The sequence below is a fragment of the Micromonospora sp. A3M-1-15 genome, from assembly GCF_024213425.1.
Taxonomy (GTDB): Bacteria; Actinomycetota; Actinomycetes; order Mycobacteriales; family Micromonosporaceae; genus Micromonospora; species Micromonospora chersina.
In genome coordinates this window covers 885,524-911,367 of record NZ_JANAVK010000003.1, presented here as the reverse complement: position 1 = coordinate 911,367, position 25,844 = coordinate 885,524, and the positions used below count along the sequence as shown (strand labels likewise).

The window sequence follows — 25,844 nt, the reverse complement described above, 5'->3', positions numbered from 1 at the left end:
GCGGCGATTTCGGGGGAGGGCGTCGGTGCGATTGGTCGCGGGCGTCGCAATGGTGGCCTGTCTGGCGGCTTGCCAGTCGACTCCCCAGCAGACGGCCTCCGACGGGTCCGACCCGATCGTCACCACCCAGGCGTCACCGACGTCGATCACGTTGCCGGCCGAGACCTTCGACCTGTCCTGGCGCCAGCTCGATCATTATCTCAGCCAGGATGGGCGATTCGAAGCCAAGCATGTCAACGAGTGGGTGGTGGTCACCCGGGACGGCGAAGAGTTCGGCCGTTTCGGCACCGCTGCGGAGCGCATCCTCGGCGCGGACTTCTCACCGGACGGGCATTATCTCGCCGTAGCGCATCCCGACACGGTGATCCTCTACGACTTGAGGACGAAGCAACCGAAGGCTTTGTTCAGTCCGTCCGTGGAGAGCATTCGCTTCTCAACCGACAGCGCCTACCTGGTCGGCCGGGAGGACTATCAGAAGGTCCGCAACGGGCGCCTCGTGGTGATCGACGTGGCGACGGGGAAATGGATCACCTCGCCGGTGCCGCCGCAGATAGAGGTGTCCAACGATCCGGGCAAGTACTGGTACTCGGGATCGCTCGCCGTTTTCGATCACGGAAAGCAGGTCGTGGCCGCCGGCAGCGACGGATTCCTGCACTGGGCGGTGGACAGCCAGAAGCTCTCCTGGGTGCCGTGCGGCTGCGGAGCGGACACCGGCGCGGTGAACCGCGCCGGCAGCCTGGTGGCCCTGGTGATTCCGGACAACAAACTGTCGCTGTGGGACGTGGCCGGCCGACGCGAGCAGCGGGTCTGGACGCTGCCCGACCTGCCGCCGCTCAACGGGGACTATCCACTGCGGTACTTCGGTGTGGAGCCGCACTTCACGGAGGACGGGAAATGGCTGCTGCTCGACGACGGCGAGGGCGGGCAGGTCTGGTCGATACCCGACGGCGTCCGCGTGCGGATCCTGCCACGCGGCAAGAACTGAGCCCGCTTCGGCGGGTGCTGCAGTCCATCAGCAAGGGCTGGTGGTTCGTGGTCGGCGGCACCGTCCTGGCTGTCATCGGCACTGCGGCGAGCATCTATGTGCCGAAGATGCTCGACCCGCAGGACGAGCGGCCCATCGCGATCAACGTGGTGAGCAACCCCGCCACCGTGCCGGCCTGGGGAAACGACGTGTTCTCGTTCGTCATGCCCACGACCGCACGTCCCGCCACACGTCCTCCGCTCGACTGCCCCTCGATCGTGGACTGGGCGCACCGCAACGGCGGGGTCGATCACGAGACCACTAGGGTGCGGCTGGTGACGCAGGGTCTGTCCGACAAGGGTGTGCTCATCCAGGGAATGCGCGCACGCATCATCAGGCGTTCAGAGCACCCTGACCCTGGCGGCACCTCCCTGACCTGCGGCGGCGGGCAGGGCACCGTCACGCCGCGGCAGGTCGCCATGAACCTGGACGAGGCGGCTCCGTCGGCCGAGTACGCCACCAAGGTCGACGGCCGACTCCCGCTCTTCGGGTTCACCCTCGAGAAGGGAGAGACCGAGGTCTTCGAGCTGACCGCCACCACCAAGCGCACGGTGGAGTGGGTCATCGATCTCGACCTCGTCGTGGGCGGCGAGTCGCAGAACGTCGAAGTGACCAACCATGGCCAACCCTTCCGGACGACAGGCTTCGTCAGTCCGCACGGATACCGGGTCATGGCCGGGACGGACCACTGGGTGGAATGCACCGGAACTCCACCGACGTGCGGAGCCACGGCAGTGTCACCGGCTGACTTCCGCTACTCCTGACGGCTCCGCCCGGAAGCAGGCGAGCACCGCTACGGGCGGACGCGGCGAGGAGCACCGTCCGGTCGTTGGGTCAGCAGCCGGGACAGCGCCGCGCCCGCCTCGGCCAGCCACGTCGTCGGCCCGTTCAGCGCCGCGTCGATCGAGCCGGCCAGCTCCACCAGGGACACCGCCGCCGCCACCGACGCGGGAACCGGTCCGGCAACCTGCCCGGCGGCCACCCCGACGGGTACGCCGGCGGACGCGGCCGAGTCCAGCAGGGAACCGGCCACCTTGCCGGTCAGCGAGGTCTCGTCGAACCGTCCCTCGCCGGTGAGCACCACGTCCGCGCCCACGAGCGCGTCCGCCAGCCCGACCAGCTCCGCGATCGTCGTCGCGCCCGGCACGATCCGGGCCCCCCACACCGCCGCCAGACCGTACGCGGTGCCGCCGGCCGCGCCGGCCCCCGGCTCGTCGGGGTCGCCGCCGGCCAGTCCGGCGAACCGGCGCAGCGCGGCGTCCAGCAGCCTCACGTCCGCCGGCTGCGCGCCCTTCTGCGGCCCGAAGACGGCCGCGGCGCCGGCCGGGCCGGTCAGCGGCGCGGTCACGTCGACCAGCAGTTGCACGCCACCGGGCGGCGCGGGCACCAGGTCGGTGGCGTCGAGGTGGGCCAGGTCGGCCAGCGCCGCGCCGCCCAGCGGCAGGTCTCGGCCGCCCTCGTCGTGCAGCCGCAGACCGAGGGCGTGCAGCGCGCCGGCGCCGCCGTCGGTGGAGGCCGAGCCGCCGAGGCCGATCACGAGACGGGTGGCCCCGGCGGCCAGGGCGGCGCGCGCCACCACGCCGAGCCCGTACGTGTGCGCGCCGAGCGGGTCCGGCCGGCGCATCAGCGGCAGGCCACTGGACTGGGCCAGCTCCAGCACGGCCGCGCCGTCGGGCAGCAGCAGCCAGGCCGCGGACACCGGCCGGCCGTCCGGACCCGGCACGGTCACGGTCTGGCGTTCGGCATCGGGCAGCGCCGCGGCGAAGGCGTCGACCGTGCCTTCACCGCCGTCCGCGAGGGGCAGCAGCCGTACGTCGTCGCCGGGCCGGTGGGCCAGCCAGCCGCGGGCCAGGGCCCGGGCCGCGTCGCCGGCGGTGACCGAGCCCTTGAACGAGTCGGGCGCGACGACGACCCGCATCAGTCGGCGAGCACGAGCTGGAGGTAGCGGTCCTTCATGGTCGCGAGGACCTCGTCGGGGTCGGTCGCCCACACCTCGGCGTTGAAGATCTCCACCTCGGTGTCGCCGGTGTAGCCGGCCTCCTCGACCGCCCGCCGGAACGGCGGGAAGTCGATGTGCCCGTCGCCCATCATGCCCCGGCCGAGGAGCACGTCGGCCGGGAGCGGGGTGAGGAAGTCGCAGACCTGGAAGCTCGCGATCCGGTCACCGGCGCGGGCGATCTGCCGCCACACGTCCGGGTCCCACCAGATGTGGAAGGTGTCGACGACGACCCCCACCTGCGCGACCGGGAACGGCTCGGCCAGGTCGATCGCCTGCCCCAGGGTGGACAGCACGGCCCGGTCCGCGCAGTACATGGGGTGCAGCGGTTCCAGGGCCAGGCGCACGCCCCGCTCACCCGCGTACGGGGCCAGCTCGGCGAGGGCGTCGGCCACCCGCTGCCGGGCGCCGATCAGGTCACGGGAACCGGGCGGCAGGCCGCCCACGACCATGACGAGGCAGTCCGTGCCCAGGCCGGCGGCCTCGTCGATGGCGCGCCGGTTGTCCTCCAGCGCGGCCCGGCCGGCCTCGCCGCCGGCGGTGAGGAACCCGCCCCGGCACAGCGACGACACCCGCAGTCCCGCGTCGGCGACGAGCTTCGCGGCGGCGGCCACCCCGATCTCGGCAACCGGCTCGCGCCACAGCCCGATGGCCGGGATGCCGGCGCGGACGCAGCCCTCCACGGCCTCCCGCACCGACCAGGACTCGGTGGTGCGCTGGTTGAGCGACAGCTTCGCCAGACGAGGATCGACCGCGGCGCTCACCGTGCCTTCCTTCGTTCGCGACTGCGGGGCTCGCAGGACCGGCTCACTCCTCGCGCTCACGCCGTCACCCCCGCGACGGACAGGTAGCGCCGCATCCGGGCGACGGCCAGGTCCGGGTCGAGCAGCAGCCCGGCCGCGTCGGCCAGCCGGAACACCTGAACGAGGTGCGGCACGCTGCGCCCGCTGTGCAGCCCGCCCACCATGGTGAAGCCGGGTTGGTAGCCGTTGAGCCAGGACAGGAAGGCGATACCGGTCTTGTAGTACTGCGTCGGCGGGGCGAAGACGTGCCGGGACAGCGGCACGGTGGGGTCCAGGATCGCCCGGAAGCCCGCCGTGTCGCCGGCGTCGAGACGCTGCAGCGCCGCCGACGCGGCCGGGGCCACGGCCGCGAACGCGCCGAGCAGCGCGTGGCTGAACCGCTGGCCGTCGCCCGCGATCAGCTCCGGGTAGTGGTAGTCGTCGCCGGTGTAGACCTTGACGGTGGCCGGCAGCAGGTCGCGCAGCCGCACCTCCCGCTCGGCGTCGAGCAGGGACACCTTCACCCCGTCGACGACGTCGGCGTGGGTCTGGATCAGGGAGACGAACGTCTTGGTGGCCTCGTCGAGGTCGGTCGACCCCCAGTAGCCCGCGAGGGCCGGGTCGAACATGTCGCCGAGCCAGTGCAGCACCACCGGCGTGGACGTCTCCCGCAGGACCTGCTCGTAGACGCGCAGGTAGTCGTCCGGGCCGGTGGCCCGGGCGGCGAGCTGCCGGCTGGCCATCACCACGGCGGTCGCGCCGCACTCCTGCACGAACGCGACCTGCTCGACGTACGCGCCGACGACCTCGTCCAGGGTGTCCGGCACGCCGGTGAGCTGGTCGGTGGCCGCCCCGGCCACGATGCGCCCGCCGCAGGCGGCGGCCTCGGCGGCACTGCGCCGGATCAGCTCCCGGGTGGCCGCCCAGTCCAGCCCCATCCCGCGCTGGGCGGTGTCCATGGCCTCGGCCACGCCGAGCCCCCAGGACCAGAGGTTGCGCCGCACGTTCAGCGTGGCGTCCCAGTCCAGCCGGGCGGGCCGGCCGGGCGCGTTGTCGGCGTGCGGATCGGCGACCACGTGCGCCGCCGCGTACGCGATCCGGCTGGCCGGCGGTGTGGCCGGCCGCTGCCAGCCGGCCGGCTCGTGCAGTGTCAGCTCCTCGGCGCCGCCGGCCGGGCGGGGCAGAGTAATCCGGGCGGTCACCTATACCTCCGAAGGATGCCCCGGCTTTCAGACCGGGGAGGAATTCGGACTCCGTCAGGAGCGGCCCGGCGGAGCCGGGGCGGTTCGAGAACGAAGTCCTCTGACGCGCAACCCGCCTTCTTACATAGACGGGCAGGCTGTGTAACTTCAGTCCTATGAGGACGGCGTACAAGTGTCGGGCCTACCCGACACCCGAGCAGGCGGCCGTGTTCAGCCGCACGTTCGGGTGTGTACGCCTTGTCTGGAACCGGACTCTGGCCGAACGCCACGCCGCCTACCACCAGCGGGGCGAGCGGACCCCGTACAGGCAGACCGACGCCGCCCTCACCGGCTGGAAGCGGACCGCGGAGCTGGCGTTCCTGTCCGAGGTGTCGTCGGTGCCGCTGCAACAGACCCTGCGGCACCAGCACACCGCGTTCGCGAACTTCTTCGCCGGTCGCGCCCGGTACCCGCGCTTCAAGAGCCGCAAGGCTCGCCAGTCGGCGCATTACACCCGCTCGGCGTTTCGGATGAAGGACGGCACGCTGCACGTGGCGAAGACGAATGGGCCGCTGCCGTTCGCGTGGTCGTTCGGCGGTGTCGACATCACCACCCTCAACCCGAGCATGGTCGTGATCTCCCGCGACCCGGATGGCCGCTGGTACGTGACGTTCGCGGTCGACACCGACTCGCCCGAACCGCTTGAGGGGACCGGGCACGAGATCGGCATCGACCTTGGCGTCAAGGACTTCGCGGTGACCAGCGATGGGCAGCGGATCGCCAACCCCCAGCACCTCGACCGTCGGGCCCGTAACCTTGCTCGCTACCAGCGGCGCATGGCCCGGTGCCAGCGCGGCAGCGCGAACCGGCGCAAGGCCAAGGCGAAGGTCGCCCGTGCGCACCGCAAGGTCCGTAACGCTCGCGTGGACTTCCTGCACCGCATCAGCACCAACCTGGTCAGGGCCGCCGACACGATCGTGATCGAAGACCTCGCGGTCAAGAACATGCTCCGCAACCGCAGCCTCGCGAAAGCGATCTCCGACTGCGGCTGGGGCGAGTTCCGCCGCCAGTTGGAGTACAAGGCCGAGCGTGCTGGCCGCACCCTCGTGGTGATCGACCGCTGGTACCCCAGCTCCAAAACCTGCTCGGCGTGCGGGCATCTGCTCGCCGTTCTGAGTCTTTCCACCCGGCACTGGACGTGCCCCACCTGCCGCACCCGCCATGATCGGGACGTGAACGCGGCGAAGAACATCCTTGCGGCTGGTCGAGCCGTAGCCGAGGGCAACCTCGGTGATGTCTGTGGAGCTGACGTGAGACGGCAAGGGCCCTCCCTTCCGCAGTCGGCCGTGAAACAGGAACCCCCCGCCGTGAGGCGCCCGGCGTAAGCCGGATCGGCCGTATGGTCGGTGGGATCCCCCTCCTTTAGGAGGGGGACGAAGTCAAAGCCGGATCTCCTCGATCTCGATCCGCCGTCCCTCCCTGGCCGAGCGGAGCCCCGCCTCGGCGAGCTGGACGCCGCGGACGCCGGCCAGGAAGTCCCACGGGAAGGGCTCGCCGTCGACGACGTGCCGCAGGAACGCCTCCCACTGGACCTTGAACCCGTTGTCGAAGTCCTCGTTGTCGGGGACGGTCTGCCACTGGGCGCGGAAGTTCTCGGTGACCGGCAGGTCCGGGTTCCACACGGGCATGGGGGTGGCGCCGCGGTGCTGGATGCGGCACTCGCGCAGCCCGGCCACGGCGCTGCCGTGCGTGCCGTCGACCTGGAACTCGACCAGCTCGTCCCGGTACACCCGGACGGCCCAGGAGGAGTTGATCTGCGCGGTGATGCCGCCGGCCAGCTCGAAGATCCCGTACGCGGCGTCGTCGGCGGTGGCCCGGTAGGTCTGGCCGGTCTCGTCCACCCGCTCGGGGATGTGCGTGGCGATGTGCGCGGTCACCGCGGTCACCGGGGCGAAGATCTGCTCCAGCACGTAGTGCCAGTGCGGGAACATGTCCACGGTGATGCCGCCGCCGTCCTCGGCGCGGTAGTTCCAGCTCGGTCGCTGGGCGTCCTGCCAGTCACCCTCGAACACCCAGTAGCCGAACTCGCCGCGCACCGACAGGATCCGGCCGAAGAAGCCGCTGTCGACCAGCCGCTTGAGCTTGCGCAGGCCGGGCAGGAACAGCTTGTCCTGCACGACGCCGTTCTTGACGCCCTTGGCGGCGGCGAGCCGGGCCAGCTCCAGCGAGCCGGTCAGCCCCTCGGCGAGCGGCTTCTCGGTGTAGATGTGCTTGCCGGCCTCGATGGCCGCCCGGATGGCCTTCTCCCGCTGCGCGGTGACCTGCGCGTCGAAGTAGATCTGGTGGGAGTCGTCGGCGAGCGCGGCGTCCAGGTCGGTGGTGTACGACGTCAGCCCGTGCCGGGCGGCGATCTCGGCGAGCTTGGCCTCGTTGCGGCCGACCAGGGTCAGCTCCGGCCAGATCCGGCTGCCGTCGCGGGCGGGCAGGCCGCCCTGCTCCCGGATGGCGAGCAGGGACCGGACCAGGTGCTGCCGGTACCCCATCCGTCCGGTCACCCCGTTGAGGATGATCCCGATAGACGTGCGCTCCACGTGTGTGTCCTTCCAGTGGTTATTCGGCGGTCGTCGTCGCACCCAGCAGGTCCCGGATGCGTCCCGTGGCACGGGCGAACTCCGGCGCCGACATGGTCGGGCCGTAGTCCCGCTCGACGGGAAGGTCGACATCGATGACCTCGGCGACGGTGCCGGGTCGAGGGGTCATGACGATCACCCGGTTGGCCAGGTAGACCGCCTCCGCGATGGAGTGGGTGACCAGCAGGACGGTGGTGCCGGTCTCCCGCCAGATCCGCCGCAGCTCGACGTTCATCTGCTCCCGGGTGAGGGCGTCGAGCGCCCCGAACGGCTCGTCCATGAGCAGCACCGGGGGGCGGTGCAGCAGCGCGCGGCACAGGGCCACGCGCTGCTGCATGCCACCGGACAGCTCGTTCGGGTACGCGTCCTCGAAGCCGGTCAGCCCGGTCATGGCGATCAGCTCGTCGACGCGCTGCCGTGCCTGCGCCTTCGGCATGCCCCGCATCTCGGCCTGGAGCAGGATGTTGCGCCGGGCCGTGCGCCACTCCAGCAGGGCGGCGCGCTGGAAGACGTACCCGATGTCGCGCCGCGGCCCGCGCACGTCCTCGCCGTGCAGGCGGACCTGGCCCGACGACGGCCGCAGCAGGCCGGACACCAGCTTGAGCAGCGTGGATTTGCCGCAGCCGGAGGCGCCCACGATGGCGACGAACTCGCCCGGCTCGATCCGCACCGAGACGTCGCGCAGCGCGGTGACGTCCTTCTTCTTGGTGCGGAACCGGACCGCGACCTGCTCGATGTCGACCGCGGCGCCGGTCGCCGTGGCGTCCGCGGAGCGCTGCGTGGTGGTGTTGCCGACCGTCATCGGTCTCATCCCTTCGGCGCGAAGCTCGCGTCCCAGTACTTCGAGGGCGACTCCGCCTTGGTGATCACGCCGGCGTCGGCGAAGACGGTGATGGTCTTCTGCCAGTCGGACTCGTCGTTGACGCCGGGGGCCTGCCCCTTGGTGGCGTCGGTGTGCAGGAGCTGGAGCGTGGCGTTGAACTGGTCGGTCAGCACCTTCTCCGACGGCAGTTGCTGGGACGCGCCCTGCATCGCCGCCACGGCGCCGGCGGCGTCCTTCTCGGCGGCGGACCAGGCCTCGCTGCTGGCCGCGACCATCCGCTTGACCAGGTCCTGCTTGTTCTTGACGGTGTCGCCGGAGGCGAGCAGACCGTTGCTGAAGAAGGTCAGGCCGTGCTCGGCGAACTTCAGGTAGGAGACCTGCTTGCCGGCCTTCTCCTGCATGGTCGGGCCCTGGTCGGTGGCGAAGCCGAGCAGCGCGTCGGTCTTGCCCGACATGACGGCGGCCATCTTGCCGGCCGGGTCGGTGTTCTGCAGGGTCACGTCGGTGGCGGCCAGACCGTTGGCCTTGAGGAACGCCGGGAAGGTCTTGCTCAGCGCGTCGCCCGCCGTGGAGGCGATGGTCTTGCCCTTGAGGTCGGCGGGGGAGTTGATGTTCTTGTCGCTGAAGAACTGCACCGACGACGGGGTGGTCTGCAGGAAGACGCCGACGCTCTTGACGTCCATCCCCTGACCCACGGCCGAGAGCAGCGCCGGGGTGTCGGCCCAGCCGAAGTCGGTCTGCCCGGCGGCGGTGGCCTGGATCGTCTTCTGGGAGCCCTGGCCGGCCTGGATGGTCAGGTCGATGCCGTGCTTGGCGAAGATCTCCTTCTTCTTGCCGTAGTAGAACGGCGCGTGCTCGCCGTACGGGTACCAGTTGAGGGTGAGGGTGACCTTGTCCAGGCCCTGGGCGTTCTTCTCCTGCTCGTCGGAGGACGAGCCGCAGGCGGTGGTGGCCAGAAGGAGTGCCGGCACGAGGGCGGCGGCGAGAGTACGCAACTTCATCCGAGGGTTCTCCTGTTCACATCGTTGTGGTGGCGGCGTCGGTGCGGCGGCTGGCGTGCCAGGGCAGGACCAGGTACTCCAGCAGTTCGACGACGACGAAGAGGAGCACGCCGAGCAGCGACATGATGATCAGCCCGGCGAACAGGGTCGGGGTGTCGAGGTTGCCGTTGGCCTGCAGGATCACGTAGCCGAGGCCCTCGTTGGCGCCGACGAACTCACCGACGACGGCGCCCGTGACGGCCATGGTGGCGGCCACCTTGAGGCCGGCGAACAGGTGCGGCAGGGCGGCGGGGAACCGGATCTTGCGGAAGGTCTGTGCCGGGCCCGCGCCCATGGTCGCCGACAGTTGCAGCATCTCCGGGTCGATGGACTTCATGCCGGTGACCGTGGAGATGACGATCGGGAAGAAGGCCATCAGGACCGCGACGACGACCTTGGGCGAGAGCCCGAAGCCGAGCCACACGATGAACAGCGGCGCGATGGCGATCTTCGGGATGACCTGGGCGAACAGCAGCAGCGGGTAGAGGCTCTTCTCGACGGTGGGTGAGTAGACCATCACCACGGCGGAGAGCACGCCCACCACGATGGCGATGGCGAAGCCCAGCACCGTCTCGTAGCTGGTGATCCAGGTGTGGTGGGCGAAGTAGCCCGGCTGGGCGAGAACGACGTCCAGCGTCGTGCCGGGCGAGGGGACCAGGTAGGGCTTCACCAGGTCGGCGGCGGTGACCACCCACCAGACGACGAGGATGGCCACGAGGACCGCGGCGGGACGCCAGGTGTTCCGGGCGAACCGGAGCAGGCCGGCCCCCGCTGCGGCCGGGCGGCGGGCGGCCGACGCGGTGGCGCCGGCGGGAGCGGTGCGCTCCGGTTGCTCGATGGTGCTCTGCGCGGCCATGACCCTCCGTTCTCCCTGGCTGGCCGGTGGTTTCCGGGTCTTCAGCCGCTGGGTAGGCGCGTGCCGTCGGCAGGGCCGGACGACCCCGGTGAGGACGGGGAACCGGCCCTGAATGCGCTTTCAGTAAGCGCTTTCAGGGTGCTACGGTAACCACGCCGAAATAATCCGGTCAAGAACTTCCGCAGGGGGAAAACCGATGCAGCCACGGGCGCACGTGACCTTGGAAGACGTGGCCAGAGCCGCCGACGTCTCGCTGGCCACGGCCTCCCGGGCGCTCAACGGCATGCGCGTCACCCCGCAACTGCGGGACCGGGTCATCGCCGCCGCCGAGAAGCTGGCCTACACCCCCAACGCGCACGCCCGGGCCCTTGCCGGCGCCTCGCACCGCACCGTCGGGGTCATCTGCCACGACGTCACGGACCCCTACTTCGCCGCCATCGCCGGCGGCGTCATGCGGGTGGCCGGCGACAACGACCTGCTGGTCATGCTGGCCAGCACCTTCCGCGACCCCGAACGGGAGATCGCGTACGTGTCGATGCTGCGCGCCGAGCGGGCGCCGGCCATCCTGCTGATCGGCTCCGGCTTCGAGGACGCCCGCTGGGAGCGGGCCCTGGAGGCCGAGCTGAAGCCCTACCTGGACGGTGGCGGCCGGGTCGCGGTGGTCAGCCGGCACCGCAGCCTGAAGGTCGACAGCGTGCTGCCGGAGAACCGGGCCGGCGCCGCGGCCATGGCCCGCGCCCTGCTCGACCTCGGCCACCGCCGGTTCGCCGTGCTCTCCGGGCCGCGGGCGCTCACCACCGTCGCCGACCGGCTCGGCGGCTTCCGCGAGGAGCTGGCCAAGGCCGGCGTGGCGCTCGACCCGGCCGACATCGTGGACGGCCCCTTCACCCGCGACGGCGGCTACGGCGCGATGTCCGAGCTGCTGGACCGCCGTTCCGCCGCCACGTGTGTGTTCGCCCTGACCGACGTGATGGCCATCGGCGCCTGTGCGGCGCTGCGCGACCGGGGCCTGTCCGTCCCCGGCGACATCTCCGTCGCGGGCTTCGACGACATCCCGATCGTCCGCGACCTAACCCCGGCGCTGACCACGGTGGCGCTGCCCCTGCAACGCCTGGGGGAGAAGGCGATGGAGCTGGCGCTGACCGAGAACAACGGACGGCGACGCCGGCTCCTGCGGATGGGCGGCGAAGTGGTCCTGCGCGGCAGCACCGCCAAGGTGGGCTCGTGACCCCGCTCGCCGCCGACCTGGCCGGCCTGACCATCGAGGCGGTCGAGACGTACGCCGTCGCGCTGCCCACCATCCGCTCGTTCGGCGTCTCCGGCGGCTCGGTCGCCGTCGCCGGCACGCCCAGCATCCGGGTGCTCGTCAAGGTCACCGCCGGCGGAGTCACCGGCTGGGGCGAGGCCACCCCGATCCCGGCGTGGACCTACGAGACCGCCGAATCCATCGTCACCACCGTCGACCGCTACCTCGCCCCGGCGATCCTCGGCCGACCAGCCTGGGACCTCGACGGGGTGACCACCGCGTTCGACCGCGCGATCAACCGGGGCTTCACCATCGGCGCCCCGCTCGCGAAGTGCGCGGTCGACGTCGCCCTGCACGACCTGCTCGGCCGCGCCCTGGGCGTGTCCGTCGGTGTGCTGTGGGGTCAGCGTCGCCGGGAGACCATCCAGCTCGGCTGGATCGTCTCCGGGCAGTCGGCCGCGGAGGTGGCCGACGCGGTGGCCGAGGGCAGCGCCCTCGGGTACGAGGCGTTCAAGGTGAAGGTCGGCCTGCACAGCGAGGCCGAGGACGCCGCCGTGGTGCGGGCGGTCCGCGAGGCCGCGCCCGACGCCGCGCTGTGGGTGGACGCCAACCAGGCGTACACCGTCGACGGCGCGCTGCGGATGGCCCGCCGGCTCGCCGACCTCGACGTCACCGCGTTCGAACAGCCGCTGCCGGCCAACGACGTCGCCGGGCAGCGCCGGCTGCGGGAGACCTCACCGATCCCGGTCGCGCTCGACGAGAGCCTGCGCCACCCGAGCGACCTGGCGACGTTCGTGAAGCTGAACGCGGTGGACGTGGCGATCGCCAAGGTGCAGCGCAGCGGCGGCCTGACCCTGTCGCGGCGGCTCTGCGCCCTGGCCGAGGACGCCGGGGTGCGGCTCATGGGATCCGGGCTCACCGACTCCGACCTGGGGCTGGCCGCCTCGCTGCACCTGTTCGCGGCGTACGGGATCGATACCCCGGTCGACCTCAACGGGCGGCAGTTCCTCACCTCCTCCTACGCCACCGGCGCGACGGTCGAGGTGAAGGACGGGGTCGCGCGGGTGCCGACCGGGCCGGGGCTCGGAGTCGAGGTGGACGAGTCGGTGGTGCGGGAACTCGCCGTGGACGTGCTCGGCCGCTAGCGGCGACGGATCAACCGGCGGTTGGCCAGCTCCGATTCCGGGTACAGCCCGCGATGCCGCCGCTCACGCCGCAGACCCTTCCGATGGAGACGCCATGACAGTCGATCTCCCCGCCCAGGCAGTCACCGCCGGAGCCGTACCCGAGGTTTGTGCCCGTCACGGTCAGCCCGCGACCCGTCGGGGCAAGACGGTGTTCCGGTCCTACACGCCGAAGTGGGTCTACGTTCTGCTTCTGTTCGGAGTGCTGCCCTTCGCCATCGTCGCCGCCGTGCTGCAGAAGCGCGTCAAGGCCCCGACCTGGCCCTTCTGCGCCGACTGCGGCAGGTTGCGCACCCGCCGCCTGCTCATCGGCGTCGGCCTGGTGGTGCTCGCGGTCGTCGGCGCGGTAGCGCTGTCCGCCCTGCTTCCGCCAAGCGACTCGACCGCCGGCCCGATCGTGCTGGTCTTCGTGCTACTGCTCATCGCGGGACTCGGCGTGGCCAGCACCGCCGCCAACGGCCCCATCGCCTCCGGGTACGTGTCCAGGGACGGCAGCATCCTGCACCTCCGCCGCGCGCACGACCGCTTCGCCGAGCAGGTCGCGGCCCTGCGGCCGGGCTCGGTGCCGCAGCCCCACCAGCCATATACGCCCTACCCGCAGGCCGGACGGCCGCAGTATCCGCCGTACCCTGCCGCCGCGCCGCAGTACGGGCCGGCGACGCCGGCCTGGCCCGGCCAGGGGCAGGGCGATCAGCCGCGGTAGCGATCGGGTGGTGGGTGCCGTGCCGAGGTCGGCCCCGGTGTCCGCTACGGATGGCCCGCAGACCGGCCGAGTAGGCCGTCACGATCGAGCAGCCGCGATGAGAGGGACGCGGGTCGTTCACTGTGGACGCGTGGGCCTGAGTGCAGGCCAGGCGGCGTCTGGCTCACGGCTTCGACCAGAACGGATCCCTTCCGATGAAAGCCAGCAGCTTGGTCTGGGCGTTTGCATCCTCGGGGACCGGCACGCGCGGGCCGTACTGGCCGGAGGAGCGGATGACCTCCTCCATCTGCTCCATCCCACCGAGGAGTTCGGCGCAGAACTCCGGGTCCAGCGCGTCGTCCTGGCCGGTGGCCCGGGAGAGGTCCCAGGTGTGCATGAACACGTCGCTGGTGTAGAACCGGTCGATCGCGGCCGCCAGCGGCAGGCTGCCGAGGTGGGGGTTGGTGAGCTGGCGGTGCGCCGTCTCCGGGTCGTCGAGCACCGCCTGCACGGCATCGCTGTGGACCTGCCAGGCGGCGACCGGGTCCTCGTCCACGGACGGCCCCTTCGCCAGGTCGATGCCGGCGCCGGAGGCGAGGAACCCGGGGAACCAGTCGGTCAGGTGACGGACGACGTCGCGGGCGGTCCAGCCGGCGACCGGGGCCGGGGCGTCCCACGACCGGGCGCCACGGACGTGGTCGGTGAACAGCCCGGCAACCTGGCGGTGCCGCTCGGCCGGACGGTCAGACAGCGCCATCGATGATCATCCTCTCCAGCTTCGCGTAACCCTCGTTGACGCCGACCTCCATGCCGCTGCGCAGCCACGCGTCGCGGCCCTCGAAGCTGTCGACCAGGGACTGGGTGCGCAGCCGCGTACGGCCGCCGCCCAGGTCCTCGAACCACAACGTCTCCAGCGCGACGCCGTCGGGCTCGTCCTCGAACGTGAAGGTCTGCACGATGCGGTCCGACCGTACCTCGTGGAAGCAGCCGCGGAACCGGTACTCGGTGCCGTCGTGCGTCGAGGCGTACCGCCAGCTGCCGCCGGTGGACGCGTCCCAGTGGTCGATCCGGGTGGTCGTGGCATCGGGACCCACCCATCGGGCGAACAACACGGGATCGGTGTGGGCGCGGAACAGCTGCTCGGGCCGTGCCGCGAAGTCACGACTCGTCCGGATGACCGGCAGCCTCGGGTCGGCCTCGATCGCTGTCTCCGTGATCCGGTCCATGCTCGTCTCCTTCCATCTCCGCCAGGACGGCGTCGAGGCGGCGGTAGCGCTGCTCGACGCGGCGCCGGTGGCGCTCGATCCAGGTGTCCATCAGGTCGAAGGCCCCGGCCTCCAGACGCACCGGCCGGGGCTGCGGCCCGCTCGGCCGGCTGACCAGCCCGGCGTCCTCGAGCACCCGCAGGTGCTTGTAAACCGCTTGCAGCGTCATCCGGTAGGGCTCGGCCAACTGGCTCACGGTCGCGTCGCCCTCCGAGAGCCGGGCCACCATGTCGCGCCGGGTCGGATCCGCGAGGGCGGCGAAGGCCCGGGACAGCGCATCCGTGGTCATCCCGTCCCGCTCTTTCAACCAGATGGTTTGAAGAACTGTAGGCAGCAGGAGAATCGGCCGTCAACCCATTGGTTGAAAGAGCTATTCCCGCTGCGTGTCAGCCAGCCGCAATCGCAGGCGGTTTCGTCGTCCAGTGAGGCGCACGGGAGCGCGATGAGTTCCGCGTCGGCGCGCGGTCCTATCAGCGTGGCGGCTCCCGGGATCGCCTTCGCGGTCGGCGCAGCGGTGGCCCGCGCGGACATTCTTCCTGTGCCCCGACATCGCCAACCTGCTGCGCGGCCATGGTCCCGGGATCGTCAGCTGCCACGTAGCGGGGTGGTTTCACCCGCGTCGGAAACCCAGGGCGCGCGCCACGATCAACTGTGCGTTGCCAGGCATATCAAGAACCTTCACGGGCGGGCGGCGACAGATGCCGTCGGTTGGTCGGAGGAGACTTCTTCGACGTGCCCGTCGAACGCCGCTGACTCCGAATTGGAGGGCGGCGCGCACTCGTCCTCGCGTGCCCGTCTTCGAGCATCGTCCTCGCGCAGCGTAAGCCAGCCGCCCCGGCTACGACCCACGACGGCCGCCCCCCTCGATGTGACAGGGGCGCAGTGGTTGATTCTCTCTCCAGAGCTGTCCACAATCGATTGCCGTGGGGGTTTCAGTCGGATCGGCGAGTTCGCCAAGCGGGCGGGTGGCTGGGTGAGCACGGTGCTGCGGTGAGGCGCGGAGGGCATCAAGGCCCGCCGTTGCCGTCCTGGCGGCGGTGTTTCAGCGATTCGGATGTGCACGGGGTGCTTCAGCCGGGCTTCGATGCCGACCGGGAAGGTTGTGGTCAGGTCTCGTCGTCGGGTCAGAAGGTCGACTTGGCCTCGCAGGTGGCGGCGATGCAGCAGTTCTGCGTCGCTCGCGGTCTGGCGGTGGACGAGTGGATCAGCGAGGTCGGCGGCGGGATGGACCTTCGCCGCAAGAAGTTCCTGGCGTTGATGGACGCCGTCGACCGGGGTGAGATCGCCACGCTGGTCGTGGCGCGTAAGGACCGGTTGGCCCGGTTCGGTTTTGACCTGGTGGAGCATCTGGCGGCGCGCGGCGGCTGCAAGATGGTCGTCGCCAACCAGGAGTTACTGTCCCCGCAGCAGGAGTTGGTCGAGGACCTGCTGGCCGTCGTGCCCACCTTCTCGTGTCGGCTGTACGGTTCGCGCCGCTCCAAGGAGGAGTTGGAAAGGGCGGACTTGACCATGGAGGGTGACCGGTGAAGGTTACCCGGATCGCCTACTCTGCTCGATTGAATCCGGGCAAGTACGGTGCCCTGCTGGAGCAGGCCCGCCGATTGGGCCGGGTGCGCAGCGAGGTGTGGCAGCGCTACGGTTCGATCGCCGGGGTCGGGTCCGGGTTGACAGACCGGCAGGTGCGGGACCGGTGGCTGGCCGACGGCACACACGCGGTGTTTGGTGTATTGGCGAATGCGTGGAAGGAAACCGTCCGCGATGCCATGGCCGACATCGCAGCAAACCTCGCGGCAGCCAAGGTCGACGTCCGGCGGACGATCAACCGACGCACCACCGATCCGGCCGAGCGTAAGCGGATGTTCACGGCGTTGAAGGCTGACAATTGGGCCAGTGATCCGTTCCTGGCGCGGCAGATGCGCAAGCATTGGAAGCGCGGCCGCAACCGCACGCACGATCAGATCGTGGTGCGCGCCGACAAGTACCACACCGCCGTCGATGGCCGGGGACGGTTGTGGCTGGCGATTCCCGGGCTCGAGCCCCGCAAGATGGTCAGGATCCCGCTGTCCACGACCGTCGCCCCCACCGGGACGCTGCGCCTGATACTGCGCGGCGGCCGAGTGGAGGTGCACTACCAGATCGACGCGTCGCAGATGCGCTCATCACAGCGAGCATGCGGCGAGGCGACGATCGGCGTGGACAAGGGCTACACCGAAGCCCTGACCGACTCCGACGGCCAGCCCCACGGTGCGGAGCTCGGCGTGCTGCTGTCCAGTGAGTCGGATCGGTTGAAGGAACGAAACCGTCGTCGGGCGAAGCTACGCTCAATCGCCAACAACGCCGCGCTGCGTGGCGACCACGCAAAAGCACACCGGATCAAGGTCAACAACCTCGGCACCGTTAAGCGGGATCGGAAAGCGGCCCGGCACCGGGCACGGGTGCGCACGGAGATCTTCACCGCGGTGCACGAGGTCGTGGACAAGGCCGCCACAGTGATCGCCGAAGACCTCACCAAGCGCTTCACTGGGCGCAAAAAGCTCGGCCAGAACATCAACCGGCGTCTCGCCGCGTGGACCAAAGGAGTCACCGCCGAGGCCCTGAAAAGCGTGTCGGAGCGCAGAGGTTCTGCGCTCGTTCCCGTCAACGCCGCCTACACCTCACAAACCTGTCACCGCTGCGCTCGGTTCGGCCGACGTAGTGGGGACCGGTTTCACTGCACGCCGTGCGGGGTGGTGTGGCAGGCCGACGTGAACGCCGCGATCAACATCCTGCACCGAGCCGGCGACCCCGACATCGCCCTGCACACCCCACACCACAAGGTGAAGCAGATCCTGCAGGACCGGACCGATCGCCACCGGACCAGACTGCCGGTCCAGGACTCCAGCCCGGCCACCACCGCCGTGCGGAGAGCGAAACATCCGAACCGCTCAGCTATGGGCAACAAGTAGGAAGCAGGCCAGATGAGACCTCGAGCCCTCGTCACCGCGACCATCGCCCTGGCCACGCTCGCGGCCGGGACCGCCGTTCCCGCCGAGGCGAAGCCGTCCGATCCGCCGAAGGAGCCGGTGGCCGTCGGCTACGGGGGAGCGGTCTCCACCGTGGACGCCACCGCCACCGCCGCCGGCCTCCAGGTGCTGCGGCGCGGCGGCAACGCGGTCGACGCGGCGGTCGCCGCCGCGGCGACGCTCGGCGTCACCGAACCCTTCTCGGCCGGCATCGGCGGCGGGGGATTCTTCGTCTACTACGACGCGCAGACGCGGCGGGTGCACACCATCGACGGTCGCGAGGCCGGACCGGCCTCGATGAGCGAGACCACCTTCATCGACCCGGCCACCGGAGCGCCCTACCGGTTCGACGAGGCGCGGATCAGCGGGCTGTCGGTCGGCGTCCCGGGCACCCTGCTCACCTGGCAGGACGCGCTGGACCGCTGGGGCACCCGGTCGCTCGCGCAGCTCCTCACGCCCGCCGCGCGGGTCGCCGAGGACGGCTTCCCCGTCGACGAGACCTTCGCCAATCAGATCGCCGGGAACCAGGCGGCGTTCGGCCAGTTCAGCTCGACAAGCGCGCTGTACCTGCCCGGCGGGCAGCCGCCGGCGGTCGGCAGCACCTTCCGCAACCCGGACCTCGCCGAGACGTACCGGCTGATCGCCAAGCGGGGCACCGACGTCCTCTACCGCGGCGAGGTCGGTCGCGACGTGGTCGCGACCGTGCGGCACCCGCCGGTGGCGGCGCAGCCGGTCGGCTCGTGGCCGTACCCCATCCGCCCGGCCGCCATGACCGCCGCCGACCTGGCCGCGTACCGCACCCGCTTCCCCGAGCCGACCCGGTCGGACTACCGCGGCTTCGAGGTGTACGGCATGCCCACGCCGTCCAGCGGCGGCACCGCCGTGGGGGAGGCGCTCAACATCCTCGAACAGTTCGACCTGCGGTCCATGACCGCGACCCAGGCGATGCACCACTACCTGGAGGCCAGCGCGCTGTCGTTCGCCGACCGCAACCGGTACGTCGGCGACCACACCCAGCGCAGCGTGCTGCGCGAGCTGCTCAGCGACGCGTACGCCAAGGAGCGGGCCTGCCTGATCGATCCGTCGGCGGCGCTGCCCAAGCCGGTCGCGCCCGGCGTCCCCGACGGCGCCTACGGCGGCTGCTCGGCCGCGAGGGTCGCCGATGTCCGCGACGACCGCACCGGCACCACCAACCTGACCGTGGCCGACCGGTGGGGCAACGTCGTCGAGTACACGCTGACCATTGAGGCGACCGGCGGAAACGGCATGGTCGTGCCCGGCCGGGGATTCCTGCTGAACAACGAGCTGACCGACTTCAACTTCGCGCCGACCCAGGGCGCCGCGCCGGACCCGAACCTCCCGGGGCCGGGCAAGCGCCCGCGCAGCTCCATGTCACCCACGATCGTGCTGGCCGACGGGCGGCCGTTCCTGGCCGTCGGCTCGCCCGGCGGCGCGACGATCATCACCACCGTCCTGCAGATGCTGGTGAACCGGATCGACCGGGGCATGACGCTGCCGCAGGCCCTCGCCGCGCCGCGGGCGTCGCAGCGCAACGGCGCCAGCACCCAGGCGGAGCCGGCCTTCATCACCGCGTACGCCGCCGGCCTCCCGCCGGGCCACGCCTTCTCGCCGACCGCGGAGATCGGCGCGGCGACCGGTGTCGAGTTCCTGCCGGACGGCCGGCTGGTCGCGGCGGCCGAGCCCGTACGCCGGGGCGGCGGCGCGGCGGCCGTCGTCGGCCGCTGGGCGCGCGACTGACGACGGAGGACCGCGGCTGCGACCCCGTCGGGCACCAGGGCCGGCAGCTCCGGCCGCCGGCCCTGGTGCCCGTCAGCATTCCTGCAGGCGGTTGCTCAGTACCGCAGCTTGCGCAGGTAGCGGTAGCCGACCTCGGCCGTCTGCTGCGGCGTCACGTCGGGGGTGTCGTTCTCGACGATGTACTCCAGCACCGAGTGCTCCCGGAAGATCCGGGCGAAGTCGATCATCCCGGTGCCCAGGTCGGCCATGTCGCCGGTGGCCGCGTCGCGGTCCTTGACGTGGTACTGCAGGACGCGCTGTGGCGCGGAGCGGATGACGTCCAGGGCGAAGCCCTCGGGATCCGCGACGCCGTCGCCGGAGTTGATGCCGCCGGTGACCGCCCAGTAGAGGTCGACCTCCAGGTGCACGAGCGCCGGGTCGAGTTCCGCGGTCAGGACGTCCCACGGCCGCTTGCCGCCGCCGAGGTCGATCGTGAACTCGTGGGCGTGGTTGTGGTAGCCGTAGCGCAGGCCGGCCGCTCGCGCCGCGGCGGCCTCGACGTTCATCTGCTCCGCCCAGCGCTTCCACTCGTCGGCGCTCTCGGAGTACAGGTAGGGCACCACCATGAACTGCTGGCCCAGGGTGACCGCGTTCTGGATCTTCTGCTCCAGCTCGGCGGCGCTGCCGCTGATCCCGTCGTGGCTGGAGCTGGCCTTGATGCCGATGCCGTCGAGGAACTGGCGCAGCTGGGCGGCGGTCCGACCGAAGTAGCCGAGCGCCAGCTCCACGCGCGGATATCCCATGCGGGCCAGGTGGGTGAGGGTGGCGTCGTAGCCGGGCGAACCCCACAGGGCGTCGCGCACCGTCCACAGCTGGATGCTGATCAGGCCCGGGGGTACGTGGTTCCGCCCGGTCGGGTGGATGGTGGCCGACGCGGCCGTGGCCCCGACGCCGGACGCCGCGAGTCCCACGCCGGCGAGGGTGGCGAGTGAGCCGCGCAGCAGGCTGCGCCGGTCAACGGAGCGCCGCAGCGCGGCCATCCCGTCGTGTCCGTAACACATGGTTGCTCCTTTTCGAGGGTTAGGCGGTGGGGACCAGGACGACCTGGTCGCTGCCGGACAGGGACGGCAGGCCGTCACCGCCGGCGTCGGTGTAGGACGCGACGAACACCGCGGTCAGGTTGTCCTGCTCCGGGTCGTGGCCGGAGGGCACCGTCGTCTGGATCGAGCCGGTGCAGCCGGTGGCGGTGGTCTGCGGGTGCCCGTGCTGGTCGTGGCCGAGGACGTAGGTGACGGTGACCCGGGAGCAGTCCACCGGCTGGTCGTCGGTCACCCGCACCTCGAACTGGACGGTGTCGCCGAATGCGAAGGGCTGGCCGTCGGCCGGCTTGACCAGTTCCACGACCGGCGCGGCGTTGCCGACCACGATCCGGACCGAGGCGGGGGCCGAGAGGCCGCCCGGGTCGCTCACGTTGAGCGTTGCGTTGTACAGGCCGTTCTTCCGGTAGGTGAACGTCGGGTTCGCCGCCCGCGAGTCGACCTTGCCGTCGTTGTCGAAGTCCCACGCGTACGTCAGCCGGTCGCCGTCGTAGTCGGTGGTGCCCGCGCTGGAGAACGTGACGGTCAGCGGGGCGACCCCGTTCGTGGGCGTGGCCGAGACCTGGGGGACCGGGGTGTGGTTGCCCGTCCAGCCGGTGTAGTCGATCCGCGCGAGTTGCGCGTCCGGGTTCTCGCTGAAGTAGCCGTCGCCGTACTCCAGCACGTAGAGCGCGCCGTCCGGCCCGAACTCCAGGTCCATCGGGTTGTCGAAGGTGATCGAGGGGAGCACCGGCTCGATCCCGGTCAGGTCGCCGCCGGCGTCCAGCCGGAAACCCTTCACGTAGTCCCGCGTCCACTCGTGGAACAGCGGGATGCCGTCGTAGTAGGCCGGCCACGCCACCGGCGCCCGTCCCCGCGTGGTCGGCGGGGAGAACTGGTACGCCGGCCCGGCCATCGGGCCGATGCCGCCGGTGCCCAGCTCCGGGAACTGCGCCGAGGGGCCGTAGTTGTACCAGACCTGCGGTTGTTCCACGGGCGGAAGCTGGCGCAGCCCGGTGTTGTGCGGCGACTCGTTGACCGGCGCGGAGCAGTTGAACGGCGCCCCCGACTGTCCGGTGGCGAAGTCGTAGTCCACGTACGGCAGTTGCGCGGTCGCGCAGTACGGCCAGCCGTAGTTGCCGGCCTTGCGGGCGGCCAACCACTTGCCGTGCCCGGCCGGCCCGCGCAGCGGATCGGGCGCGCCCGCGTCCGGCGAGTAGTCGCCGACGTACAGGTCGCCGGTCTCGCGGTTCAGCTCGATCCGGAACGGGTTGCGCAGGCCCATCAGGTAGATCTCCGGCCGGGTGCCGGCCGTGCCCTCCGGGAAGAGGTTGCCGTCCGGGATGCGGTACCCCCCGTTCGCGCCGACCGTGATGCGCAGGATCTTGCCGCGCAGGTCGTTCGTGTTGGCCGCGGTGCGCTGCGCGTCGTACGCCGGGTTGCGGCCCGGACGCTCGTCCAGCGGCGCGTAGCCCCCGGACTCGAACGGGTTGGTGTCGTCACCCGTGGACAGGTACAGGTTGCCCGCGGCGTCGAAGCCGATGTCGCCGCCGACGTGGCAACAGATGCCCCGGTCGACCGGTACGTCGAGGATCTGCTGCTCGGTGGAGAGGTCCAGCTTGTCCTTGACCAGCCGGAACCGGGAGAGCCGCAGGGCACCCTTGAATTTCGCGAAGTCCGCGGCCGTGCCCCAGGCCGGTGCGTCGCCCTCGTTGACGTCCGGGGTCGACGGGTCGTCGACCGGGGTGTCCATGGGCGGGGAGTAGTACAGGTAGACCCAGTTGTTGCCGGCCCTGCCGAAGTTCGGGTCGATGGCGACGTTCTGCAGGCCCTCCTCGTCGTGCCGGTAGACGTCCAGAGTGGCGGCGACGGTGTTGCGGCCGGTGGTGGGGTCGTGCAACCAGACCTCACCGGCACGGGTCACGTGCAGCACCCGGTTGTCGGGCAGCACCGCGAGGTCCATCGGCTCGCCTGGGCTGTCGTTGAGGGTGACCTTCTGGAATCCGCTGTCCGGCGGGGGAGCGGCCGCGTCGGGCGCGGCCGTCGCGACGGTGGGGGTGGCGACGAGTGCCGTGGTCGTCAGACCCGCTACAGCGAGCGCGAGTCGTCTCTTCATCTGCCTCTCCTTGTGCTGGGGACCGGTCGGGGCAGGTCGAGGAGTCAGCTACTCCTTTGTGGACCTGCTGCGGGCATGGCGGAGTCGCCCGTCACCACGCAGGCGCCACTGGGCGGGCGTGCTGGGGAACGGGCCGGCGGACTGGGATAGGGGACAGGTGGCGATCAGTCGACGGCGACCTGGCGGTTAACCGCGACGAAACACCATTGACCTGGCCGACGCTACAAAAGACATGGTCAGGTGTCTATAGCTTTCCTCTGATCCAGCCAAACTTTCGTCCTGAAACGACGAAAGTGGTTCCTTCGCAGGCTCACGCAGGCGGTGTGCCCGGGGACCGGAGGCCGAGCCACTGCTCGGCGTCCCAGGCCTGGAACCGCTCCACCTCGGTGAACCCGAGCTTTGCCGCGAGGCGCATCGAGCTGACGTTTGCGGTCTGGGTGGTGAGCACCACCGGCTCGCTGGGGAGGACGCCGTCGAACCAGTCGAGTGCCGCCGCGCACGCCTCGGCGGCGTACCCGAGTCCCCACGCCCGCGGCAGGAACAGGTAACCGAGGTCGGCCTTCCCCACGGCAGCCGGGCGACGGTGCTCCGTTGCTCTCCGGAGCAGGATCTGGCCGATCATCGCCCCTTCGAGCTCGACGACGAAACTGCCGGGCCACCGTCCGGGTGCCTCGGGCAGCTCGCGCTCGAGCTCGTCACGCGGCCGGGGACCGCCGAGGTAGGTGTGCACCTCCGGCGACGCCAGCAGCTCGACGAAAGCCGCACGGTCGCGGGCCTCGGGCTCCCGGAGCACGAGCCTCTCGGTCCGGATCGGCTGTGGCGGCCACGGGACGGGTCCGAGGTCGGTCATGCGGCCAGCTAATCAGCCGGCTCCGCAGCGATCAAGGCGGGTCAGCCCTCGGCGGCCTCAGTGACCGGCGTAGAGGGCTTCGATCTCGGCGGCGCAGTGCTGCTGCACCACCTCCCGTTTGATCTTCAGGGTGGGAGTCAGCTCGCCGTTGGCCTCGGTGAAGTCGTGGGGCAGGATGCGGAAGGTCTTGATCCCCTCCGCCTTGGAGACCGAGCTGTTCGCCCGGTCGACCACAGCCTGGATCTCGCCGCGCAGGGCGGGGTCGTCGCGCAGCTCCGCCACCGAGGCGCGCGGATGGCCGTGGGCGGTCCGCCACCGCTGCCACGCCTGCGGGTCGATGGTGATCAGTGCGGCGGCGTACGGCTTGGCGTCGCCGACGAGCATGCAGTTGCTGACCAGCGGGTCCGCGCGTACCCGATCCTCCATCGGCGCCGGCACGATGTGCTTGCCGGCCGCGGTCACCAGGATCTCCTTGGTGCGTCCCGTGATGCGCAGATAGCCGTCCTCGTCGAGGCTGCCGAGGTCGCCGGTGCGGAACCAGCCGTCGGCGGTGAACGCCGCGCGGGTGGCGGACGGGTTGTGCCAGTAGCCCTGGAACACGACGTCGCCGCGGGCGAGGACCTCCCCGTCGTCGGCGATCGCCAACTCGACGCCCGGCAGCGGCCTGCCGACCGTGCCGATCCGGATGGCCGACGGCCGGTTCGCCGCCAGCGCCGGGGAGGTCTCGGTCAACCCGTACCCCTCCAGCGGCGTCAGACCGGCCCCGCGGAAGAAGTGTCCGAGCCGCTCACCGAGCGGGGCGCCACCGACGATCGCGACGCGGCACCGTCCGCCGAGCGCCGCCCGCAGCTTCCGGTAGACCAGCAGGTCGAAGACCCACCGCGCCAGCCGGAGCATCCGGCCGGGGCCGGACGGGCGGTCGAGGGCCCGGCTGTACCGCACGGCCACCCGCTCGGCGACGGCGAAGAGGCGACCCTGGTGCTTCTCGATGGCCTTCTGCTGCGCCCGGTTGTACATCCTCTCGAACACGCGTGGCACCGCGAGGACGAACGTGGGCCGGTACCGGCGAAGCTGGTCCAGCACGCCACTCATGCTGGCGCTGTGCACCATGGTCGCCCGGGTCTGCACCATCCCCACCTGGATCATCCGGGCGAACGCGTGCGCCAAGGGCAGGAAGAGCACCGTCGACGCCCGTTCGTGGAACAACTCCGGCAGGGCCGCGACCGCGTTGCCGACGTCGAGGCCGATGTTGCGGTGCGTCAACACGCAGCCCTTCGGCCGGCCCGTCGTCCCGCTGGTGTAGACGATCGTCGCCACGTCCGCGCCGGACACCGCGTCACGGCGGTCCTCCACCTGCTCGTCGTCGACGGCCCGCCCGCGGGCCGTCACCTGCACCAGGTCCCCTGCCTCGATCTGCCACACCTGCTCCAGCCCGGGCAGCCGGTCCCGCACGCCGGACAGCATCGCGGCGTGCTCGGCTGTCTCGACCACGCACGCCACCGCGCCGGAGTCGGCCAGGATCCAGGCCAGCTGCTCGGCACTGGAGGTGTCGTACACCGGAACGGTCACCGCGCCGACCGTCCACACCGCATAGTCGACGAGGGTCCACTCGTAGCGGGTGCGGCTCATCAACGCCACCCGGGCCCCCGGCTCGACCCCTGCCGCGATGAGCCCGCGCGCCAACGCCAGCACGTCGTCGCGGAACTGCCGGCAGGTCACCGCGCCCGCGTCGCCGACGCGGGGCTGCGGCGCGGGCCACGACCGGATGTCCGGGTCCGGTCGCAGAAACTGCACCGTGTCCGGTTTCCGCCGCGCGTTCTCCCAGACCACGTCGGCCAGCCCCGCCGACTCGGCGCCGGTCACCGCCGGCTTCACCGCGATGCTGCCCCGCATGCCCCCTACGCCCCTTGCTGTAGACCGATGCGTCCCCGTACGCCCTGCCGGCTTGTCTTCAGGTCCTCGCAGACCTGGTCGGGCTCAGGCGGGAATTCCATTCCTGATCAGTGGTCGTCGTTCTTCCCGTCCCGTTTGCTCATCACGCGCTCGATGTCGGTGCCGTGTCGTCCTGCATCGCCTGACCGGCCGGGCTGTGGATGTTCACGACCGCTTCCCCGGCCGCCGTGCTCCGCAGCGCGAATGCCCGAGGTGTACCCAGGCAAACGCTCCGCCCCGTCCTGGGCTCCGTTCACGGCCGGAACGACGGCGGGCGGCTGATCCACGCCTGACCCGCGTTCCCGCAGGCCAGACTGCTGGGGTGAAGATCGCGGTCCCGGCAGTCAGGTGGACGCCGTAGCGGTCCGTGACCGCGTTCGGCGTCAGTCTGCTGTCGGGCGCGGCGCCCGGTCCGTCATCGG

22 protein-coding genes and 1 pseudogene are annotated in these 25,844 nt (G+C 71.0%); 9 read left to right on the top strand and 14 right to left on the bottom strand.

Annotation, left to right across the window (positions count from 1 at the left end):
* Nucleotides 1-25 precede the first annotated feature (25 nt).
* Together NLX85_RS19425 and NLX85_RS19420 are read left to right on the top strand one after the other, a co-directional pair.
* The gene (locus tag NLX85_RS19425; protein ID WP_254337096.1) at nt 26-985 is read left to right on the top strand and encodes a WD40 repeat domain-containing protein; all 960 of its coding nucleotides are present in this window, start codon (nt 26-28) and stop codon (nt 983-985) included.
* Between the two features lie 14 nt (nt 986-999).
* Nucleotides 1,000-1,788 (top strand): hypothetical protein, encoded by a 789-nt coding sequence (locus NLX85_RS19420; protein WP_254337094.1) that lies wholly within the window; start codon nt 1,000-1,002, stop codon nt 1,786-1,788.
* A gap of 29 nt (nt 1,789-1,817) precedes the next feature.
* On the opposite strand, the gene NLX85_RS19415 is transcribed toward NLX85_RS19420, so the two are convergent.
* From NLX85_RS19415 to NLX85_RS19405, 3 genes are read right to left on the bottom strand one after another with little or no spacing between them, the layout of a single operon-like run.
* Nucleotides 1,818-2,942, bottom strand: coding sequence for a glycerate kinase (locus NLX85_RS19415; RefSeq protein WP_254337092.1), 1,125 nt, complete (start codon nt 2,940-2,942; stop codon nt 1,818-1,820).
* On the bottom strand, nt 2,942-3,784 hold the full coding sequence (locus NLX85_RS19410; protein ID WP_254337091.1) for a sugar phosphate isomerase/epimerase: 843 nt from the start codon (nt 3,782-3,784) through the stop codon (nt 2,942-2,944). Before NLX85_RS19410 ends, NLX85_RS19415 begins: the two co-directional genes overlap by 1 nt.
* Before the next feature lie 56 nt (nt 3,785-3,840).
* A complete protein-coding gene (locus tag NLX85_RS19405; RefSeq protein WP_254337089.1) occupies nt 3,841-5,004 on the bottom strand; it encodes a dihydrodipicolinate synthase family protein in 1,164 nt (387 codons plus the stop codon).
* Between the two features lie 155 nt (nt 5,005-5,159).
* Here NLX85_RS19405 and NLX85_RS19400 point away from each other — a divergent pair, with 155 nt between their 5' ends.
* Nucleotides 5,160-6,368, top strand: a complete 1,209-nt coding sequence (locus NLX85_RS19400; protein WP_256566979.1) for a transposase — start codon at nt 5,160-5,162, stop codon at nt 6,366-6,368.
* A 54-nt stretch (nt 6,369-6,422) separates the two neighbouring features.
* Here the strand turns inward: NLX85_RS19400 and NLX85_RS19395 are convergent, their stop codons facing one another.
* The 4 genes from NLX85_RS19395 to NLX85_RS19380 are packed head-to-tail and all read right to left on the bottom strand — an operon-like array spanning nt 6,423 to nt 10,332.
* Nucleotides 6,423-7,574, bottom strand: coding sequence for a Gfo/Idh/MocA family protein (locus tag NLX85_RS19395; RefSeq protein WP_189194654.1), 1,152 nt, complete (start codon nt 7,572-7,574; stop codon nt 6,423-6,425).
* Nucleotides 7,575-7,593: 19 nt separating this feature from the next.
* A complete protein-coding gene (locus tag NLX85_RS19390; protein WP_091308372.1) occupies nt 7,594-8,415 on the bottom strand; it encodes an ABC transporter ATP-binding protein in 822 nt (273 codons plus the stop codon).
* A 5-nt stretch (nt 8,416-8,420) separates the two neighbouring features.
* Nucleotides 8,421-9,437, bottom strand: coding sequence for an ABC transporter substrate-binding protein (locus NLX85_RS19385; RefSeq protein ID WP_254337085.1), 1,017 nt, complete (start codon nt 9,435-9,437; stop codon nt 8,421-8,423).
* A 16-nt stretch (nt 9,438-9,453) separates the two neighbouring features.
* The gene (locus NLX85_RS19380) at nt 9,454-10,332 is read right to left on the bottom strand and encodes an ABC transporter permease (RefSeq protein ID WP_254337083.1); all 879 of its coding nucleotides are present in this window, start codon (nt 10,330-10,332) and stop codon (nt 9,454-9,456) included.
* A gap of 229 nt (nt 10,333-10,561) precedes the next feature.
* Here NLX85_RS19380 and NLX85_RS19375 point away from each other — a divergent pair, with 229 nt between their 5' ends.
* The 3 genes from NLX85_RS19375 (at nt 10,562) to NLX85_RS19365 (ending at nt 13,465) form a co-directional block, all read left to right on the top strand.
* A complete protein-coding gene (locus NLX85_RS19375) occupies nt 10,562-11,560 on the top strand; it encodes a LacI family DNA-binding transcriptional regulator (RefSeq protein ID WP_254337081.1) in 999 nt (332 codons plus the stop codon).
* Nucleotides 11,557-12,723: a mandelate racemase/muconate lactonizing enzyme family protein gene (locus NLX85_RS19370; RefSeq protein WP_254337079.1), complete on the top strand. Its 1,167-nt coding sequence runs from the start codon at nt 11,557-11,559 to the stop codon at nt 12,721-12,723. Before NLX85_RS19375 ends, NLX85_RS19370 begins: the two co-directional genes overlap by 4 nt.
* Before the next feature lie 94 nt (nt 12,724-12,817).
* Nucleotides 12,818-13,465, top strand: coding sequence for a hypothetical protein (locus NLX85_RS19365; RefSeq protein ID WP_254337077.1), 648 nt, complete (start codon nt 12,818-12,820; stop codon nt 13,463-13,465).
* A gap of 163 nt (nt 13,466-13,628) precedes the next feature.
* Here the strand turns inward: NLX85_RS19365 and NLX85_RS19360 are convergent, their stop codons facing one another.
* Genes NLX85_RS19360 through NLX85_RS19350 form a run of 3 tightly spaced genes read right to left on the bottom strand, consistent with a single transcriptional unit; the run spans nt 13,629 to nt 15,016 of the window.
* Nucleotides 13,629-14,201, bottom strand: coding sequence for a TIGR03086 family metal-binding protein (locus tag NLX85_RS19360; protein WP_254337076.1), 573 nt, complete (start codon nt 14,199-14,201; stop codon nt 13,629-13,631).
* Nucleotides 14,188-14,670 (bottom strand): SRPBCC domain-containing protein, encoded by a 483-nt coding sequence (locus NLX85_RS19355; protein ID WP_254337074.1) that lies wholly within the window; start codon nt 14,668-14,670, stop codon nt 14,188-14,190. The genes NLX85_RS19360 and NLX85_RS19355 overlap by 14 nt, the downstream gene beginning before the upstream one ends.
* On the bottom strand, nt 14,603-15,016 hold the full coding sequence (locus tag NLX85_RS19350) for a metalloregulator ArsR/SmtB family transcription factor (protein WP_308210762.1): 414 nt from the start codon (nt 15,014-15,016) through the stop codon (nt 14,603-14,605). Before NLX85_RS19350 ends, NLX85_RS19355 begins: the two co-directional genes overlap by 68 nt.
* A gap of 633 nt (nt 15,017-15,649) precedes the next feature.
* Here NLX85_RS19350 and NLX85_RS19345 point away from each other — a divergent pair.
* The 3 genes and pseudogenes from NLX85_RS19345 (at nt 15,650) to ggt (ending at nt 19,469) form a co-directional block, all read left to right on the top strand.
* A pseudogene (locus tag NLX85_RS19345) lies at nt 15,650-16,236 on the top strand (IS607 family transposase).
* Complete coding sequence (locus NLX85_RS19340) at nt 16,233-17,654, top strand: transposase (protein WP_254337070.1); 1,422 nt, start codon at nt 16,233-16,235, stop codon at nt 17,652-17,654. Before NLX85_RS19345 ends, NLX85_RS19340 begins: the two are co-directional and overlap by 4 nt.
* Before the next feature lie 12 nt (nt 17,655-17,666).
* Nucleotides 17,667-19,469, top strand: a complete 1,803-nt coding sequence (gene ggt / locus NLX85_RS19335) for a gamma-glutamyltransferase (protein ID WP_254337069.1) — start codon at nt 17,667-17,669, stop codon at nt 19,467-19,469.
* 95 nt (nt 19,470-19,564) lie between these two features.
* Here the strand turns inward: ggt and NLX85_RS19330 are convergent, their stop codons facing one another.
* The 4 genes from NLX85_RS19330 to NLX85_RS19315 form a co-directional block, all read right to left on the bottom strand.
* On the bottom strand, nt 19,565-20,509 hold the full coding sequence (locus NLX85_RS19330) for a sugar phosphate isomerase/epimerase (protein WP_254337067.1): 945 nt from the start codon (nt 20,507-20,509) through the stop codon (nt 19,565-19,567).
* Nucleotides 20,510-20,528: 19 nt separating this feature from the next.
* Entirely contained in the window at nt 20,529-22,640 is a 2,112-nt protein-coding gene (locus NLX85_RS19325) for a PQQ-dependent sugar dehydrogenase (RefSeq protein ID WP_254337065.1), read from the bottom strand.
* 310 nt (nt 22,641-22,950) lie between these two features.
* Nucleotides 22,951-23,490, bottom strand: a complete 540-nt coding sequence (locus NLX85_RS19320; RefSeq protein WP_254337063.1) for a GNAT family N-acetyltransferase — start codon at nt 23,488-23,490, stop codon at nt 22,951-22,953.
* Nucleotides 23,491-23,547: 57 nt separating this feature from the next.
* On the bottom strand, nt 23,548-25,383 hold the full coding sequence (locus NLX85_RS19315; protein ID WP_254337061.1) for a long-chain fatty acid--CoA ligase: 1,836 nt from the start codon (nt 25,381-25,383) through the stop codon (nt 23,548-23,550).
* Between the last annotated feature and the right edge of the window lie 461 nt (nt 25,384-25,844).

Bases quoted from the DNA above. Each gene is read 5' to 3' on its own strand.
- NLX85_RS19385 (WP_254337085.1), bottom strand. From the start codon at position 9,437: ATGAAGTTGCGTACTCTCGCCGCCGCCCTCGTGCCGGCACTCCTTCTG.
- NLX85_RS19320 (WP_254337063.1), bottom strand. From the start codon at position 23,490: ATGACCGACCTCGGACCCGTCCCGTGGCCGCCACAGCCGATCCGGACC.
- NLX85_RS19355 (WP_254337074.1), bottom strand. From the start codon at position 14,670: ATGGACCGGATCACGGAGACAGCGATCGAGGCCGACCCGAGGCTGCCG.
- NLX85_RS19360 (WP_254337076.1), bottom strand. From the start codon at position 14,201: ATGGCGCTGTCTGACCGTCCGGCCGAGCGGCACCGCCAGGTTGCCGGG.
- NLX85_RS19400 (WP_256566979.1), top strand. From the start codon at position 5,160: ATGAGGACGGCGTACAAGTGTCGGGCCTACCCGACACCCGAGCAGGCG.
- ggt (WP_254337069.1), top strand. From the start codon at position 17,667: ATGAGACCTCGAGCCCTCGTCACCGCGACCATCGCCCTGGCCACGCTC.
- NLX85_RS19315 (WP_254337061.1), bottom strand. From the start codon at position 25,383: ATGCGGGGCAGCATCGCGGTGAAGCCGGCGGTGACCGGCGCCGAGTCG.
- NLX85_RS19330 (WP_254337067.1), bottom strand. From the start codon at position 20,509: ATGTGTTACGGACACGACGGGATGGCCGCGCTGCGGCGCTCCGTTGAC.
- NLX85_RS19325 (WP_254337065.1), bottom strand. From the start codon at position 22,640: ATGAAGAGACGACTCGCGCTCGCTGTAGCGGGTCTGACGACCACGGCA.
- NLX85_RS19380 (WP_254337083.1), bottom strand. From the start codon at position 10,332: ATGGCCGCGCAGAGCACCATCGAGCAACCGGAGCGCACCGCTCCCGCC.
- NLX85_RS19390 (WP_091308372.1), bottom strand. From the start codon at position 8,415: ATGACGGTCGGCAACACCACCACGCAGCGCTCCGCGGACGCCACGGCG.
- NLX85_RS19365 (WP_254337077.1), top strand. From the start codon at position 12,818: ATGACAGTCGATCTCCCCGCCCAGGCAGTCACCGCCGGAGCCGTACCC.
- NLX85_RS19415 (WP_254337092.1), bottom strand. From the start codon at position 2,942: ATGCGGGTCGTCGTCGCGCCCGACTCGTTCAAGGGCTCGGTCACCGCC.